This is a genomic window from Streptomyces roseoverticillatus, from assembly GCF_000719265.1.
Taxonomy (GTDB): Bacteria; Actinomycetota; Actinomycetes; order Streptomycetales; family Streptomycetaceae; genus Streptomyces; species Streptomyces roseoverticillatus.
The window spans coordinates 15,037-30,502 of sequence record NZ_JOFL01000024.1 but is presented as its reverse complement, the minus strand read 5'-3'; the positions used below and the strand labels follow the sequence as shown (position 1 = coordinate 30,502).

9 protein-coding genes are annotated in these 15,466 nt (G+C 69.7%); 2 read left to right on the top strand and 7 right to left on the bottom strand.

The window, feature by feature from the left end:
- Window positions 1-7: 7 nt before the first annotated feature.
- Together IF61_RS0125770 and IF61_RS0125765 are read left to right on the top strand one after the other, a co-directional pair.
- Window positions 8-1,213: a cytochrome P450 gene (locus tag IF61_RS0125770; protein ID WP_157848668.1), complete on the top strand. Its 1,206-nt coding sequence runs from the start codon at window positions 8-10 to the stop codon at window positions 1,211-1,213.
- 8 nt (window positions 1,214-1,221) lie between these two features.
- Window positions 1,222-1,998, top strand: a complete 777-nt coding sequence (locus IF61_RS0125765) for a class I SAM-dependent methyltransferase (RefSeq protein WP_052393032.1) — start codon at window positions 1,222-1,224, stop codon at window positions 1,996-1,998.
- A 350-nt stretch (window positions 1,999-2,348) separates the two neighbouring features.
- On the opposite strand, the gene IF61_RS0125760 is transcribed toward IF61_RS0125765, so the two are convergent.
- From IF61_RS0125760 to IF61_RS0125720, 7 genes are all read right to left on the bottom strand, one after another.
- Window positions 2,349-3,617, bottom strand: a complete 1,269-nt coding sequence (locus tag IF61_RS0125760; protein ID WP_043190718.1) for an aspartate kinase — start codon at window positions 3,615-3,617, stop codon at window positions 2,349-2,351.
- Window positions 3,618-3,695: 78 nt separating this feature from the next.
- Window positions 3,696-5,060: an aspartate aminotransferase family protein gene (locus IF61_RS0125755; RefSeq protein WP_030368922.1), complete on the bottom strand. Its 1,365-nt coding sequence runs from the start codon at window positions 5,058-5,060 to the stop codon at window positions 3,696-3,698.
- A gap of 61 nt (window positions 5,061-5,121) precedes the next feature.
- Entirely contained in the window at window positions 5,122-9,168 is a 4,047-nt protein-coding gene (locus tag IF61_RS0125750; RefSeq protein ID WP_281178049.1) for a Pls/PosA family non-ribosomal peptide synthetase, read from the bottom strand.
- Window positions 9,169-10,886: 1,718 nt separating this feature from the next.
- Window positions 10,887-11,246: a hypothetical protein gene (locus tag IF61_RS37615; RefSeq protein WP_030368920.1), complete on the bottom strand. Its 360-nt coding sequence runs from the start codon at window positions 11,244-11,246 to the stop codon at window positions 10,887-10,889.
- A 173-nt stretch (window positions 11,247-11,419) separates the two neighbouring features.
- A complete protein-coding gene (locus IF61_RS0125740; protein WP_030368919.1) occupies window positions 11,420-11,872 on the bottom strand; it encodes a hypothetical protein in 453 nt (150 codons plus the stop codon).
- Between the two features lie 587 nt (window positions 11,873-12,459).
- Window positions 12,460-13,728 (bottom strand): MFS transporter, encoded by a 1,269-nt coding sequence (locus tag IF61_RS0125725; protein ID WP_078660491.1) that lies wholly within the window; start codon window positions 13,726-13,728, stop codon window positions 12,460-12,462.
- Window positions 13,729-13,734: 6 nt separating this feature from the next.
- Entirely contained in the window at window positions 13,735-15,396 is a 1,662-nt protein-coding gene (locus IF61_RS0125720) for a B12-binding domain-containing radical SAM protein (RefSeq protein WP_030368915.1), read from the bottom strand.
- Window positions 15,397-15,466 lie beyond the last annotated feature (70 nt).

Below are 15,466 nucleotides of genomic sequence, written 5' to 3'. Positions count from 1 at the left end.
CCTGCACATGCCCGCGACACCGCCTCCCCTGCCCCTGCGCTATCCGTTCGCCCTCGGCCCCATGGGGACGCCACCGCCCGTGATCCACTGGGCGCGGGCCCACCGGCCGGTCTGCCCCGTCCTGCTACCGTCCGGGGCACGGGCCTGGATGCTCACGCGCGGGGACGACATCCGCTCCGTCCTGGCCGACCGGCGCTTCTCGCGCAGACTCGCCTTCGCGGGAGCTCCCCGGGTGGTCGGTGAAGACGTCACCGCCGTGCCCGGCTCCCTCTTCAACCTCGACCCGCCCGACCACACCCGGCTCCGCCGCATCCTCGCCCCCTACTACACACGTTCCGCGGCCGCCGGCTGCCGCCCGGCGATCCGCGGCCTGGTCGACGAAGTGCTCGACGCGATGGTCCGCGGCCCCAACCCCTGCGACCTTATGGAGGCCTTCGCCACTCCCCTCCCACCCAGGCTGGCCTGCGCACTGCTGCGTGTTCCCCGGTCGCTGTGGGAGCAGGCCTCGGCGGGGTTCGCCGCGCAGATGAGTTTCGCCGACGACCGTGCGGACGTGGCCGCCGCGACCGCGGCCGTCAGCGACTTCACCCGGCGGGCCGTCGACCTGCGCCGCGACGATCCGTCCCGTGACGACCCCCTGGGCGCACTTCTGTCGGCACGCGAGGCCGGTGTCATCACTGAGGAGGAGCTCTACGGGACGGCCTCCTACCTGCTGGTCACCGGCGGGGAATCGCTGGTCTCCCCCTTGGCCACCGGGCCCCTGACGCTCCTGCTCCACCCTGATCAGCTCCTGCGCTGCGTCTCGGAGCCGTCCCTGTGGCCGGGCGCGGTCGAGGAGGTTCTGCGCTACCACCACAACGGCGTCCTCGGACTGCCGCGCATCGCCCTGGAGGACGTCGAACTGCACGGCACCCTCATCCGGGAGGGCGACGCCGTCTGCGCGACGATGCTCGGCGCCACCTGGGACCCCGCCCACTACCGCAATCCCGCCAGGTTCAACGTCCGGCGGCGGCAGAATGCCGACCCCACCTTCGGGGCGGGACCTCACTACTGCCTCGGTGCCGCCCAGGCACGCACCGCCCTGACCGTCGCCTACCGCGCCCTGTTCGAGCGGCTGCCCGGCCTGGAACTCGCCGTGTCCCGCCGCGAAATCGCCTGGGACACCACCTCCATGTTCCTCCGGCCCGCTGCCCTGCCCGTCGTATGGAGGTGAAGTCACGCATGCGCGAGCCGAGCACCACGGGCGCTGCCGGGACAACGGATGCGTTCGACGCCTTGGGCGACCTCTACGAAGAGTCCGCCCGGTTGCCCTTCCGTGAACATCTGGAACACCACTCGGTCCGGAAGGCCGTCGGTGACGTCACCGGGCTCGACGCACTCGACCTCGGGTGCGGCTCGGGCGTCTACACCCGCCGCCTGGCGGCCTGGGGCGCTGCCCGCGTGACCGGTGTCGACTGCTCCGCAAGCATGCTCGCCACGGCACGGGTCGTCGAACGAGCTCGCCCGGTCGGTGCCCGGTACGTGCACGCCGACGCCACCCGGCCGGTCACGGACGACGGCACCGCCGACCTCGTCCTGAGTGTCTACGTCCTGTGCTACGCCCGCTCCCAGCAGGAGCTGACCGGCGTCCTCACCACGGCCCGCCGCGCGCTGCGGCCCACCGGGGGCCGTCTCGTCGCCGTGACCCTCAACCCGGACTACGGGCGGGGCACCGCCTACTACGCCCCCTACGGCTTCACCCTGACGCAGCCGGAGGAGCGGGAGGGCGCCCCCGTCACCCTGGACGCTACCCTTCCCAGTGGCGGGCGGCTGCACCTCACCGCGCACTGGTGGTCGAAGGACACCTACGAAAGGGCCGCCCGCGCGGCGGGGTTCGCTCGTACGTCCTGGACGCGTCTGACCGTGTCACCCCAGGGCCGGGAGCTTCTCGGGGACGCCTACTGGTCCGCGTACCTCCGGGCACCACAGGCGCTGATCCTGGAAGCCACCGCGTCGTAGCCGCTCGGCGGCCGCCCCACCGGCAGCGGTCACGGCAGCAGCGGTCCGACACGGTAAAGGACTTCGGTCGGTACGGTGACGGCGTTGCCGTGGCGGAGACCCCTGCGCGACTCCCCTCATCGCCGCCCGACACCACGACGCCCGCCCAGCCGCCGGGGAGGACTCGTGAAGACCACATACATCGTGCGGGTGGGCAACCGCAACGGCACCATGGCCCGCCGACAGGCCGACTGGTGCGTCGAGCTGCTGGCCAAGGACCGCCCCGAGGCCCGCTTCGAGATCACCACGATGGCCGCGCACGGTGACCGCTGCTGGGGCCCCTGTCCCGCACCGGCGGGAAGGGCCCGGGGCTACCCGGACGTCGCCGCCTCGCCCTCCGTCTCGCCCTCCCCCGTGTCGAGGCCGAAGGCGCCGTGCAGAGCCCGTATCGCCTCGCTGAGCCGCGCCGTTCGGCAGACGGCGGAGATCCGTATCTCCGAGGTCGACATGACCTCGATGTTCACGCCTGCCCCCGCCAGGGCCTCACAGAAGGCCGCCGTCACGCCCGGGTGTGCGCGCATGCCGCTGCCGATGAGAGAGACCTTGGCGACGTCGTCGTCCTGGTGCACCTCCGCGAAGCCGGTCTCGGCGCGGACCTTCCGGAGCGCGGCCGTCGCGGCGAGCCCGCTGTCCTTGGGCAGCAGAAAGGTGACATCCGTGCGCCCGTCGGCCGGCGACGGCACGTTTTGCAAGGCCATGTCGACCTCGCACCCGGCGTCGGCCACGGCACGGAAGATGCGCGCGACGGTGCCGGGGCGGTCCGGCACGCCCGTCACGGTGACCTTCGTGCCGGACACGTCGTGCGCGACGCCGGTGATCGCCCCGTGTTCCGTAGGGACGTCCTCCGCCGAGCCGGAAACCATGGTGCCCGGTCCGGTGTGGAAGGAGGAGCGTACGTGTACGGGCACGCCGCACCGCCTGGCGTACTCCACGCTGCGCGGTGCCAGGACCTTCGCGCCGCCGGCGGCCATCTCCTGCATCGCCTCGTAGGTGATGTGCTCCAGGCGCCTGGCCTCCGGCACGATCCTGGGGTCCGCGGTGTAGACGCCGTCGACGTCGGTGCAGATCTCGCAGACGTCGGCCTTGAGCACGGCGGCCAGCGCGATGGCCGTGGTGTCGGATCCGCCGCGGCCCAGCGTGGTGATGTCCCCGGTCTCCGGGTTGATGCCCTGGAATCCGGCGACCAGGACGATCATCCCTCGGTCCAGCGCCTGCCGCACCCGCCGCGGTGCGACGTCGACGATCTGAGCCTTGCCGTACGCCGGCGTGGTGAGCACTCCGGCCTGCGGGCCCGAGAGGGAGCATGCTTCGGCGCCCAGGGTGTGGATCGCCATCGCCGTCAGCGCGTTCGCGATGCGCTCGCCCGCGGTGAGCAGCATGTCCAGTTCGCGGGGGGACGGGAGGTCGGTGACTTGCCGGGCCAGGTCGAGCAGCCGGTCGGTGGTGTCGCCCATGGCGGAGACGATGACGACGACGTCGTGGCCTTGCCCGCGGGTGGCGACGACGCGTTCCGCGACGCGTTTGATGTGTTCTGCGGTCCGCACTGAGGAGCCGCCGTACTTCTGAACGATGAGAGCCATGAGGTCAGGTGTCCTCCAGCGGCGCCCTGGTCCGGGCGGCCACTCGGTGTGGGGCGGCCGGTGCCGGCCGCCCCGGGGCTACGGATGACCGGCTTCGACGGCGTCGACGAGGATCGAGCAGGCCGTGTCCACGATGTCGGCGGTGACGTTCAGCGGCGGCATGATCCGCACGACGCAGTCGTCGCGTCCGCCGAGTTCGACGATGAGCCCGTTGTGCAGCGCACGGCTTTGGACCGCGGCCGCGAACGCCGAGGCGGGCCGGCCTGTGCCGGGGTCGGCCAGCTCGATGCCCCACATCAGGCCACGGCCCCGCACCTCGCGCACCCAAGGGTCGGCCAGGAGCGCCGCGAGCCTGTCCGCGATCTGCTCACCCCGCCGGCGGACGTTGCCGAGGATGTCGTCGCGGCGGACGATGCGCACAGTCTGCACGCCTGCCGCGAAGGCCAGTTGGTTGCCGCGGAACGTGCCGATGTGCGCGCCCGGCGCCCAGGTGTCGAGCTTGGCGTCGTAGATGATGAGGGCGACCGGTGTGCCGATCCCGCTCAGTGCCTTGGACGCGACGATGACGTCGGGCTCGATGTCGTACTGCTCGAAGGCGAACCACGTGCCGGTGCGTCCGCAGCCGGTCTGCACCTCGTCGACCACGAGGGGGATGTCCAGCTCGCGGGTCAGGTCGCGCACGCGCCGTACGAAGTCCGCTCGGGCGGGCACGATGCCGCCCTCCCCCTGGACCATTTCCAGCAACACCGCCGCGGGAAGCGGGATGCCGCCGTTGGCGTCGCCGAGCGAGCGTTCCAGGTATTCGACGCAGTTGGTCGCGCAGGTGTCCGGCGACAGGCCGACCGGGCACCTGGCGCAGTAGGAGTACGGGAAGAAGTGGACGCCGGGCATGCCGTTGGGAACCGGGCGCTTCTGGGCCACGAGGCCGCTGAGGGTCATGGTGGCGTGGCTGCTGCCGTGGAACCCGCCCTGGAAGGAGACGATGTCGCCGCGGCCGGTCGCGATCTTGCAGAGCTTGATGGCGGCCTCCACCGCGTTGGCCCCCGTCGGCCCGCAGAAGTGCATCTTCACCCTGTCGCGCATCGAGGGCGGCAGCATCGAGAGCTGGGCCTCGACGAAGGCGTCCTTCACCGGGGTGGGGAAGTCGAGGCCGTGGGTGAGCTGCCCCAGCTGTGCGGTCACGGCCTCCACGAGCTCGGGGTGGTTGTGGCCGAGCGACAGCACGCCGGCGCCGGTGAGGAAGTCGATGAAGACGTTGCCGTCCACGTCCTTCAGGAAGCTTCCGGAACCTTCCGCCAGGGCGATCGGCAAATGCCGCGAGTACGTACGGGCGTTGGACTCCCACTCTCGCTGCCGCGCGAGGAACTGGGCGGAGCGGGGACCGGGGAGAGCGCCGTCGACGTGCGGCTCGGTCCATGTACCACGCTGTACGAGGGGTGCCATGACTGTCTCCGTAAGGGTATTGCGGGCGGAGGGGGCGGCGTCGGAGCGCCGCCCCGTGGTGTCAGCAGGGGCGGGCAGGGATGCCGCGCCACCGTGACCGGTCGGGCAGGCGTTCGCCCTTCATGACCAGGGACAGTGCGTCCAGTGAGGAGCCGGCACCGACTTCGGCGTCGTAGAGCACGACGGAGCGGGTACCCACGGAGCTCGACGCCCCGATCTTCACGTCGGACATCTTCATGACCCGGTCCTCGAACAAGTGGGTCTGCAGCGAGGTGGCCTCGGCCACGGCCGCGTCGTCGCCCACCTCGACCAGGTCGAACTCGGTCAGGTACGTCGTACCCAGCCAGGCTCTTCGGCCGATCCGGGCGCCGAAGAGGCGGAGGACCGGGGCCATCCAGGGGGTGCCGGTCAGGTAGTTCAGCAGGGCCGGGACGACGAGGTTCTCGAACAGGCCCGTGACGAGCTCGGTGCGCCGCACCCAGATGCCCCACAGAGGCTCCACGCGCGGCCGGTAGCGGCCGATGACGAGCCACTTGAGCAGGGCGACGGCCAGGGTGGAGCACACACCGGCCCCGAGGAACAGGGCCGGCCCCAGGAGCAGCAGCGCCCACGGCGGCAGGGCCTCGGCGAGGCGTACCGCGGCGTAGAAGCTGATGAGGGCGCCGAGCGCGCCGAGTGTGGCGGGCAGTGTCACCCGGAAGTACTCGATGGCCAGGCGCGCCGCGATCAGTCCCCGGCTGGGGCTGTAGGTGAGCTTCGCGGGGAAGTCCTGGCTGGCCTCGCGGCGCGGCAGGAAGATCGCGGGTGAGCCGAGCCAGGTCGTCTCGGGGTCGGTCGGCCGGGTCGGCGCCAGGGAGTGCACCCCGAGCAGGCTGTTCTCTCCCAGGCGGCAGGAGCCGGGGACCAGCGCCCCGTTGCCGACGAAGGCGCGTCGCCCCACCTCCGCCGGTGCGACCGAGATACGGCCCCGGTGGAAGGCGGCCGGGCCCACGACGCAGACGTCCGCGACGAAGCTGCCCTCGCCGATGATCAGCATGTCCGGGTCGACGAAGCTGACGGTCGCCACCTCGGACCAGCGGCCGGTGCGCGCACCGAGCAGCCGCAGGAACGGGACGAGGTAGAGGGTGGAGTAGAGGGAGTGGGTCAGCGTCAGGCTCGTGGTCATCATGCCGTCGCCGATCCACTTGCGTACGCCGAAGCCGCTGCGTTCGGGGTGGATTCCGGCGCGCACCGCCGGCAGGGCGCCCCGTTTGACGAGGAGCACGAGAGCGCAGGTCATCAGCACGACGAGCGGGCCGGTCAGGGCCGTGGCCGGCAGCGCCCAGGCGAAGCCGTACCGCCACACCACGTACGCCACGGGTGCCGAACCGGCCACGGTCGCGAGCAGCGGGACGAGCGTGAGCAGGAGCGCCCCCGCCCCGTACGCGGCCAGCAGGCGCACGGTCCAGGGCCGGTCGTCGGCCGCGGCGGCCATGGACTCCAGGAGCGGTGGCGTGCCGGGGCGGGAGGCGGCCGGCGAGCCGGCCCAGTGTTCCTCCGCCGGTACGACGTGGTCGGCGGCTACGAGGGACTGCTCCCCCACCGAGGCGCGGTCGCCGATCACGGCGCCGGCCATGACGACGCTGTTGGTGCCGACGAAGCAGCCGGAACCGATCCGGACCGGTGCCAGCCGGATGCGGCCTCCCTCGACCACGTACGGCTGGACGCGCACGCCGTAGCCGATGCTCGTGCCCTCGCCGATCTCCACGAACGGCGGGAGGCCGATGACGGCGGACAGGTGACAGCCGTGGCCGACCCTGGCGCCGAGCAGCCGGAGGCAGGGGGCGAGCAGCGGCGAGCCGGTCAGCACCGCCAGCGGGGAGAAGGCCAGCACTTTCCCGTAGAGCCAGAAGCGCAGATAGGTGACGCCCCACAGCGGATACCACCCCGGCCGGACACCGAGCATCAGCAATCGGCCGCAGAGCAGTGGCAGCGGCACGAGGCTCGCCACCAGCCATGTGACTTCCAGGAGCACGAAGCCGGGCAGGCTCAGGTGCGTGAGACGGTGCAGGGCGCTGCCGGGGGCGAGGCCGTGCACCGGGACGTGCCAGGCGAGGAGCAGGCGGTAGAGCAGGACCATCGCCGGCAGGCCGGGCAGGAGCAACCATGCGCAGAAGGCGGCGAGTTGGGCGGCACCGCAGGTCAGGACCCGGGCGGTGGAGTGGCGCAGAACCGGTGGTGGCGGGGTGCCGGCCCGCTGCTCCCCGGGCGCCGTGGCGCCGGCTTCGATGGAGGCGGCCTTGATGGAAGCGGCTTCGATGGAGGCGGCTTCGATGGAGGCGGCGAGGCCCCGGATGGTGGGCTGGGCGTACAGGTCGCCCATGGCCACGCCCTGGAGGCGCGGCTGCCGCCGCAGCCGCGATATCAGGCGGGCCGCCGCCATGGAATGTCCTCCCAGGTCGCAGAAGAAGTCATCCTCGACGGATATCTCCTCGCCACCGAGGACCTCCTTCCACTCCGCGGCCAGTTGCCGCTCCAGCGGCGTGCGAGGGGCGATGCGCTGGGCGGAGCGGCGGGTGAGGGGCGGCGACGTGGGGGCGGGCAGGGCAGCCCGGTCGACCTTGTCGGCGGCCAGTAGCGGGAATTCGGGGAGCACCTCGACGAATGAGGGGATCATGTAGTCGGGGAGCCGGCGTTGCAGGCGGACGCGCAGCCGGTCGCGCAGGTCATCGTCGGCGCCTCGTGCCGTGCGGTCGGTGAGGGTGACGTAGCCGACGAGGTCCTGGACGACGCCGTCCCGTTCGAGGGGGGTGACGACCGCGTTCTCGACCGAGTCGTCCTCGCGGAGCACTTCCTCGATCTCCGCGAGTTCGATGCGATAGCCGCGGATCTTGACCTGGGTGTCGGCACGGCCCAGGTACTCGATCTCGCCCGTGGCGGTGAACCGGCCGCGGTCGCCGGTGCGGTAGATCCGGGGGACGTCGGCGCGGTCCCGTGCGATCGGGTTGGGCACGAACCGTTCCGTGGTGAGGTCGGGCCGGTTGACGTAACCGATCGCCACCCCGGGGCCGCCGACGCAGATCTCGCCGCTCTCGCCCTCGGCGACGGGGCGCAGCTCGTCGTCGAGGATGTAGACGCGATAGGTGGGCAGGGGGGTGCCGATGGTGACCGGCCGGTGAGGGACGAGTTCGCCGCAGGTGGCCGTGACGGTCGTCTCCGTGGGGCCGTACGCGTTGAGGATGCGGCGGCCCGGGCGGGACCAGCGGCGTACCAGGTCGGGAGGGCAGGCCTCGCCGCTGACGAGCAGGCTGCGCAGGGACGGCACTTCGGCCTCAAGGGTCGTCAACAGTGTCGGCACACAGCACAGTACGGTGATCGCCTGCTCGATGAGGAAGTCGCCCAGGCCCTGGCCGACGCGGCGGGCGTCGGTGGGACCCGCGACCAGGGTCGCTCCCGCGATCCAGGCCGGCCAGATCTCCTCCACCGAGAAGTCGAAGGCGATCGACAGCCCCTGGTAGACGCGGTCCTCGCCGCGCACTTGGTAGATCGGGGTCACCACGCGAAGGAAGTTGGCAATGTTGGCGTGGGACACCGCCACGCCCTTGGGCCGGCCGGTGGTGCCGGAGGTGTAGATGATGTAGACGACCGATGATGGCGGGATGTCACCACCGGGGCGGTCGCTGGACTGATCGGCCAATTCCGCTTGCATGCGGTCGAGTTCCAGCACCGGACAGGGCAGGAGCTGTGCACGATCGCGCATCGCCGAGGTCGTCACGAGGTCGCACAGCCCCGCGTCCTGCGCGATGAAGGCCAGCCGGTCGGCGGGAAACGACGGGTCGAGCGGGACGTAGGCGGCCCCGGCCTTGATCACTCCGAGCAGCGTGACGTAGGTGTCGACGGACCGTTCGAGCAGGATTCCCACCGCGCCGCCCTGGGTCACGCCACGCGACAGGAGCAGGTGCGCGAGCCGGTTGGCGCGGCGGTCGAGTTCCGCATAACCGAGCTGTTCGGTTCCGCAGATCACGGCGGTGCGGTCCGGGTTTTTGTCGCAGCTCCGCTCGAAATACCGCGACAACGTCCGGACGGGCGGCTCCCCGTATGCGCCGGCCGGCGGCGGCAACCCTGGCACCGGGTCCGACGTCGCGGGCTCATGAGCGGATCTCACGCCTGCCATGGATTCCCCCTGTTCGAATTCTCTTCAAATTTTCCACGCCGCGTGTTCCTTATTGACCGAATGCGCCCCTCAGTTGACACCCTCAGTTGACACGCGCCCGTGTTGCTGTTGACGGTCTGCGCGAGCCGGGCCAGTGAGTGCTGGGCGGATCTGCCGCATACAGGAAGAAAAGGTGCATAAACCCCCGCCCACAGTGGCGTGCCGAGCCGTGATGAGCCGACACCTTGGCTTCCGAACCGATGAAGAGCCGATGAAATCCCCCGCTCGACATATCGCTGCACGTGACGGCCGGCCCCACGGCGACGGTCCGGAAAAGACCATTCGCGCTTCGGCTGTGCGCCGATGTCCGGCATCCCGGTGAATCGGGCTCGGCAATCACCTCGGCAATCACCATCGGCAATCACCGTCAGGCTTCGCGATCATTCAGGCTAAGAGCAATGCCGTCTTCCGCATCTTGTGATGCCCCCGCCCTGCCCGATTTCTCGTTGGCAGCAATGTTTAAGCGAAATGAAAACTAGGTACGGCCCGCCCTGCACCGACAGCTGTATATGCGCCAACATGGCCTGGCCCATTGCGGTCGGCACATGCCCGCAGAACGTCACACGGACTGCGGCGAGGGCGGCCGGGACGGCACGGAGGAGCGGAGAGCACGAGGCCTCGCGGAAGCCCGGAACGGTGCACTCTCAGTTCGGGGGCCGGAACCGCCGCATCCACTGGACCAATGCGAATGCGCCGTCATAGCGGGGAGAACGGAACACTCGCGACACGGCCATCCGTACGCATGGCGCGACCCGCCGTCCGTATACCACTGCCCCGCCGGGCGATGGCCCGGGAACCCCGCTCGGACACCGCACCGCCGACCGTGCGCTCCACGGAGGAGGCAGACGCGATGACCGCGCGGCGATACGCCCTCGTCGCCTCGACGCCAAGTCAACCCGCAAAACAGGACACTTGCCGCTGTCTACGCATCGCCCGATGGCTCCAAGTGACGTTTCAGTCGTGTAAAGACTCGCCCACGATTAGCCCCCTGCTTAGCCTCACCTTGCCGTCCACTCGTTAGGGAATGTCCGAGAAGTCTCTTTCAGGTGGGTGCTGCAGCACGGCGGAGGAGGAGCTGAGGCTGCTGGCAGCATCGCCACTTTGAACACCATCCGTACCACCCCGCCGCGGCCGCTCGACGCCACCGCGGTCTTCCCTCAACCGGCTCCGCCGGCACGCACGGCGATCCGGTTGCACCCTCGCCCCGGGCCATCGCCGTCGCATGACAGTTCGACTGGAGGGCCCTTGCCGTGGCCCGCCGACGAGCCGTGGCCGTACTCCGACGGCCCGCACGAGTGGGACGAGATGAACGATTCCCTCCCACCGGCAAGAGGTACGGCTGGAGCGGCGCGTCCAGGGCCGATTGCTCCGCAATCCCCACGGCCCCCGGCACACGCCCGAGGAGGAAGCGATCAAGGAGCGGATCGATGCCGGCCGCTGGAGGTCCGAGGGCCCGGTCGCCTTGCTGCCCGTGGCCCAGTTGTACGTGCGTGACATCCCCCTGCTGCGCCCGCCCGGGCAGGCCGGGGCCGATCCGCTCCAGGTGCTGTGGTGCCCCTTCGACCACCCTCCGGAGAAGTACATGCCCAGGACCGCGCCGTTCTGGCGATCCGCAGCCGCCGTCACTGACGTCCTCACCACACCCCCGGAACCGCCTCGGTGGAAGTGGAATACGACGAGTATGTGCCGGAGCCATGCCTGATCACGCTGGAGCAGGTGCTGCGACACCGAGATGGCCCCCGGGACCTCGGCTGCTGCTTGGCCAGCAGGTCGGTGCGGTGCTGTTCGAGGTCGGTGACGCCTTTGAGGCTCGCCTGGACCGTGTACCGGGTGTACCCGCTGAGAGCCGTCTCGTCGGTCAGCTGCCAGTTGTCCGCGAAACCCCAGCTGCAGCCCGTGTAGACGCCCTTGATCCTGCCGTCCACCGTCCCCACGGCGTCGAAGGGGCCGCCCTGCCAGCGGAAGGTCCAGTGGATCCGGTACCAGGCGTCCAACTGCTCCGGGGCGGCCAGGAAGCGCTCGCCGCTCGGGTCCCGGGGATCGGCGATGAGATCCTCAGGCCGGTCATCCCCAGTGGTCAGAGCGATGAGGCCCGACGCGTCGGCCTCAGCAGCGGCCGGATACGTCCGGCCTCGGTGGACCGCGTAGGTCTTGGGGCGGAAATGGTCTACCTCGGCGTCTCGCGTGCGTCCGCCGGAACGGTTTCGAAGTCCGCGTCCGCGTCTGCGTCTGCGTCCTCAGCAGTCGCCGGTTGCGGGGTGTCAGCGTCCCATTGCTCGGCTTCCCGCTCCGGGGCCTCGTCCGCTTCCTCGGCACCCGTTTCCTGCGTGCCCTCCGCATCCGTCGGTTCCGGGGCCTCGGCGTCGGGCTGCCCGGATCCCGGTTCCGGCGCGTCGGTCTTCTCCGGTGTGCTTTCGGCTTCCTCTGCAGCCGCCGGTTCCGGAGCGTCATCCGTCTGCTCGGCACTTGCGGTGTGCCCGCCCGTGGGTTCCGGCGCTTCCGCCGGGCCCGTACCGGAGTCCGCAGCCTTCGTCGGCTCCGGGGCTTCGACAGGCTCGGGCGGCGGGGCCTCTTGGGGCGGCGGGGGCTGCTCGGGCCGACGGTCGCTCGTGATCAACATTCTGACACGACCACATCAAAGCGCTGGAACGTAGGCATACAGGGAGCCCCGAAGCGGCCCGTGATGCCGAAGCACCCTCCAGGGGGCCGTGTCGGCGGCCAGGTCGACAGAGACCTTCTTCTTGCCCTCTCCGACGCCGATGAGCGGCGCGGACTCGCGCGTCTTCGCCAGGATCTCTCGCATGCCGGGGTCGGACAGGCGCAGCACCTTGGTCAGGGCGTGGCTTCTTGACTCGGACGAGGACGACGCCGCCGGCGAAGGTCCCTCAGGGGTCGACCAGGGCATCCCCGACGAGGGTTCCAGCCACCAGGAGCAGCAGTCCTATCGGCACAGCCGTCTCGTGCGGTTCGTTGCGTATGGCGCCTCCCTCTGATTACGGATCATGGATCACGGATCACGCGACGACGACCGCGTCAACGTGATCACCGACGTGGCCACCACAGCCGCTACGGAGGGGGGAACCGCGACCTCCACGCTCTCCGACGGCCTTCCGGAGCTACCTGCATCAGCGCGGAATTCCCCATCGGCAGTCCTGGCGAACGACCAACGGATGACACCGACGTCACAAGATCCCCGACAGAGTCAAGTCAGCCTCGGGGTTTCCTCCGAGGGCGCGGTGCTCGTGACTGCTTGCCTGGTAACGAGTCGCCGTGGGAATTCTCCGGGGCCGGATCCGTAGCAGGGCAGGCTGGAGGAGCTGTGAGGAAGTACAGCAGACAGCCGGCGACGGTCACGAACGCGTAGATCGTGACCGCGGTGAGGACGCCGGTGTGGTCCGCGAGCGCGCCGACGCCGAGTACCGGGACGGCAAGGGCCAGATAGGCGATGACATATGCCTGGGACAGCATCCTGCCGCGGTGCTGGGCGGGCACCACGGCCGTGAGGTCGGTGAGGGCACCGGTGAAGCCGGTTCCCTGGCCGATCCCTGAAATTACCGAGGCCACGGCGAGCAGGGGCAGGCTGTGCAGCAGCACCGCAGTGACCAGCAGGAAGAGTCCCACCGTGATGACGGCGAGTCCCCGGCGCTGGCCCGCTCCCGAAGGGAGCCGTCCGGCGGAGAACTGTGCCAGGGCGGAGGAGACCAGCATCAGCCCCACCATCTCGCCGCCCAGGACCGGCCCGGCGGAGGGGTTCAGGGCCGCAACCACCGCAGGCCCCAGAGCGAGGAATATGCCCAGGACACTCCAGGTGAGAACGGTGGTGGCCGCACTGCCGGCGAGTGCCGGGCGGTTGGAGTACCGGTGCCGTCGGCGGGCCGGTCCGGGATGCTGCGAGAGCACGTTGCCGGCCGGCTTGGCCGGCCAGGGCATCGCGCATACGGGCAGGAGCAGGGTGAGATGGGCAAGGAAGGGGGTGGAGAGGGGCGCGGGGGCGAAGGAGGCGAGGGCGCCGGAGAGCAGAGGTCCGCTGGCGCTGCCCACCGAGATTCCCAGGGAGGCGAGGGAGATGGCGTTTCCGCGAGCCGCCGGTCCGGGGTTGTGCTCCTGGGCGGCGTCCGCCAGTGCGGCGGTTGCCGCGCCGGAGATGAGCCCGGCAGCAGTGCCCTGCAGCATCCGCCCGACGAAGAGCATGGCCGGTGCGATCGCTGAGGCCAGCAACGCGGAGGCCACCGCGGACAGCATGAGTCCTATGCCGGCCACCCGGCGGCGCCCCCAGCGGTCGGAGAGGCCGCCGCAGGACAGCATTGTTGGGATGATGACGGCGACGTAGATTGCGAAGAGGCCGGTCACCGCGAAGGAGGAGAGGGCGAAGTGGCGTCCGTACGCGGAGTAGAGCGAAGTGGGCAGACTTGAACCCACGCAGGTGACGGTGATGGTGTAGGTCGGGCCGATCAGCTGGGCGCGCACAGCTGCCATCGCGGGTCAAAGCTGGGCGCAGATGGCATCGAGCAGACGCTGTTCGGCCGCTTCGTCCTCATCCAGGCCGCCGAGCATGTAGCCGCCGAATTTCATCTGGCCTTGTTGCCCGCCCAGCGTGATGACGCCGCGGCCGACATCTGCGATGGCAGCCTCGACATCGGCCAGTTCCACCTCGGTGTGCTCGCGCACATACCGTTCGGTCAGCCGCCGTGCCGGAATGATTTCACCATGGCAGGCGCGTACCACCGGGTCGGAGGTGAACGACTCCCAGTACATACGGGATCCAGGGATGACACCGGGTGCCGCCACGGAGATCGTGGTGATCGAGTCACGGTAGGTCTCCGCCAGCGAAAGCCATTTGTCCACCTCGCTGCGGAGCATGGAGCGCGTCGTTCCGGGCAGACCCATGATCCCTGAGATGTAGAGCTTGTAGCCCAGGTCTTGCGCCAGTTCCAATGCCGCGTACACCCGGTCAGGTCCCTTGTTGATTCCTTTGGAATCGCCCTTGAGGAGCCGGGGGTCGAATGCTTCCAGACCGACGTTCCAGGTGCGGATGAACCCCTGGCACAACTTGGCGGACTGCAGGAATTCGAAGATCAGGCCGTAAGCGAGCATGAACCGGTGGTCCCGGAGTACGGCGGAGTTGGCACACGCCTCGGCCAGCTCGTCCAGAAAGTCGATCTCTCCGGACCACTGTCCGCGTGAGAAGCCGAAGGTGGAGTCGCCCGCAGCATACACATTGGCGCCCAGTACGCCGACTACGTCCTCCAGCACCGGCACGATGGTGGAAACACGAGTGGTCTTGGGGGTGAGTCCCTGGATGGAGCAGTGTTTGCATCTGCGGCCGGGCCGTCTGCCCCATGTGCAGCCGGCGTCCAGGGACAGCGTTACCATCCGTTTGAGCTCGTAGTGGTGGGCGTACCAGACGGCGAATGCCTTGTCGTAGTACTGCTCGAGCTGGTCCTCGATCAGCCGGTAGTCGGGCAGCAGCCTGCGGTCGATGGGATAGGTGGGCGCAGGCTGGTTGACTACCTCACCGCGGTGCCGGTAGGCGAGGGAGGGGACACGTGCCAGGTCGAGCCCGCCTTGCAGCGTGTACAGCAACCCCATCATGGTGTACGGGCCATTGTTGCCTGTGCTGACGAAGTCCACCAACCGGCTTCCGTACCGGCCGGTGAGGGTCTCGCGATACAGAATTCCCGCATGGTCGTTCCCGAAGACCACGACCGCGTCGGGATTCACGCGCTTGATCTCCGCGGCCACGATGAAGGCCCACAGTGCGGTGGCGGTGTACACGGTCAATGCCACGACATCCGGCGGGTCTGCGGCGATCTGGGCGCGTACCTCGGGCCACGACAGGTGGCTCATGTCGAGGTACCGCCAGGCCATATCGGGAAAGCACCGCTCCTGGTATGTGATCATTTCGACCAGGGCGGCGTGCGGATAGACCGAACCCTCGTTGCTATAACGCTCCTGCCCTTCCACGCCGGGAATGGGAGCCCCGCCGCCGGAGTGACCACCGCGGTGGGCGGAGGTCAAGGGCAATGCGACGTACCAGACCGAGTGGATGGAGGAGTCCGGCAGCGCGGTGGTGAGCGGGAATGTCCACTGGTATCGCCCGTCCACCCCCATGACTTCCTCGGTGGGCTGCAGGCTCATTTCCATGATCGTGTCCTCCCGTCGCCGATTTCGCACCGCGCGAACGCGAGTGTTTACGCGATCCGCTTCCTCACAT

Bases quoted from the DNA above. Each gene is read 5' to 3' on its own strand.
- IF61_RS0125770 (WP_157848668.1), top strand. From the start codon at position 8: ATGCCCGCGACACCGCCTCCCCTGCCCCTGCGCTATCCGTTCGCCCTC.
- IF61_RS0125765 (WP_052393032.1), top strand. From the start codon at position 1,222: ATGCGCGAGCCGAGCACCACGGGCGCTGCCGGGACAACGGATGCGTTC.
- IF61_RS0125760 (WP_043190718.1), bottom strand. From the start codon at position 3,617: ATGGCTCTCATCGTTCAGAAGTACGGCGGCTCCTCAGTGCGGACCGCA.
- IF61_RS0125755 (WP_030368922.1), bottom strand. From the start codon at position 5,060: ATGGCACCCCTCGTACAGCGTGGTACATGGACCGAGCCGCACGTCGAC.
- IF61_RS0125740 (WP_030368919.1), bottom strand. From the start codon at position 11,872: ATGTTGATCACGAGCGACCGTCGGCCCGAGCAGCCCCCGCCGCCCCAA.
- IF61_RS0125725 (WP_078660491.1), bottom strand. From the start codon at position 13,728: ATGGCAGCTGTGCGCGCCCAGCTGATCGGCCCGACCTACACCATCACC.
- IF61_RS0125720 (WP_030368915.1), bottom strand. From the start codon at position 15,396: ATGGAAATGAGCCTGCAGCCCACCGAGGAAGTCATGGGGGTGGACGGG.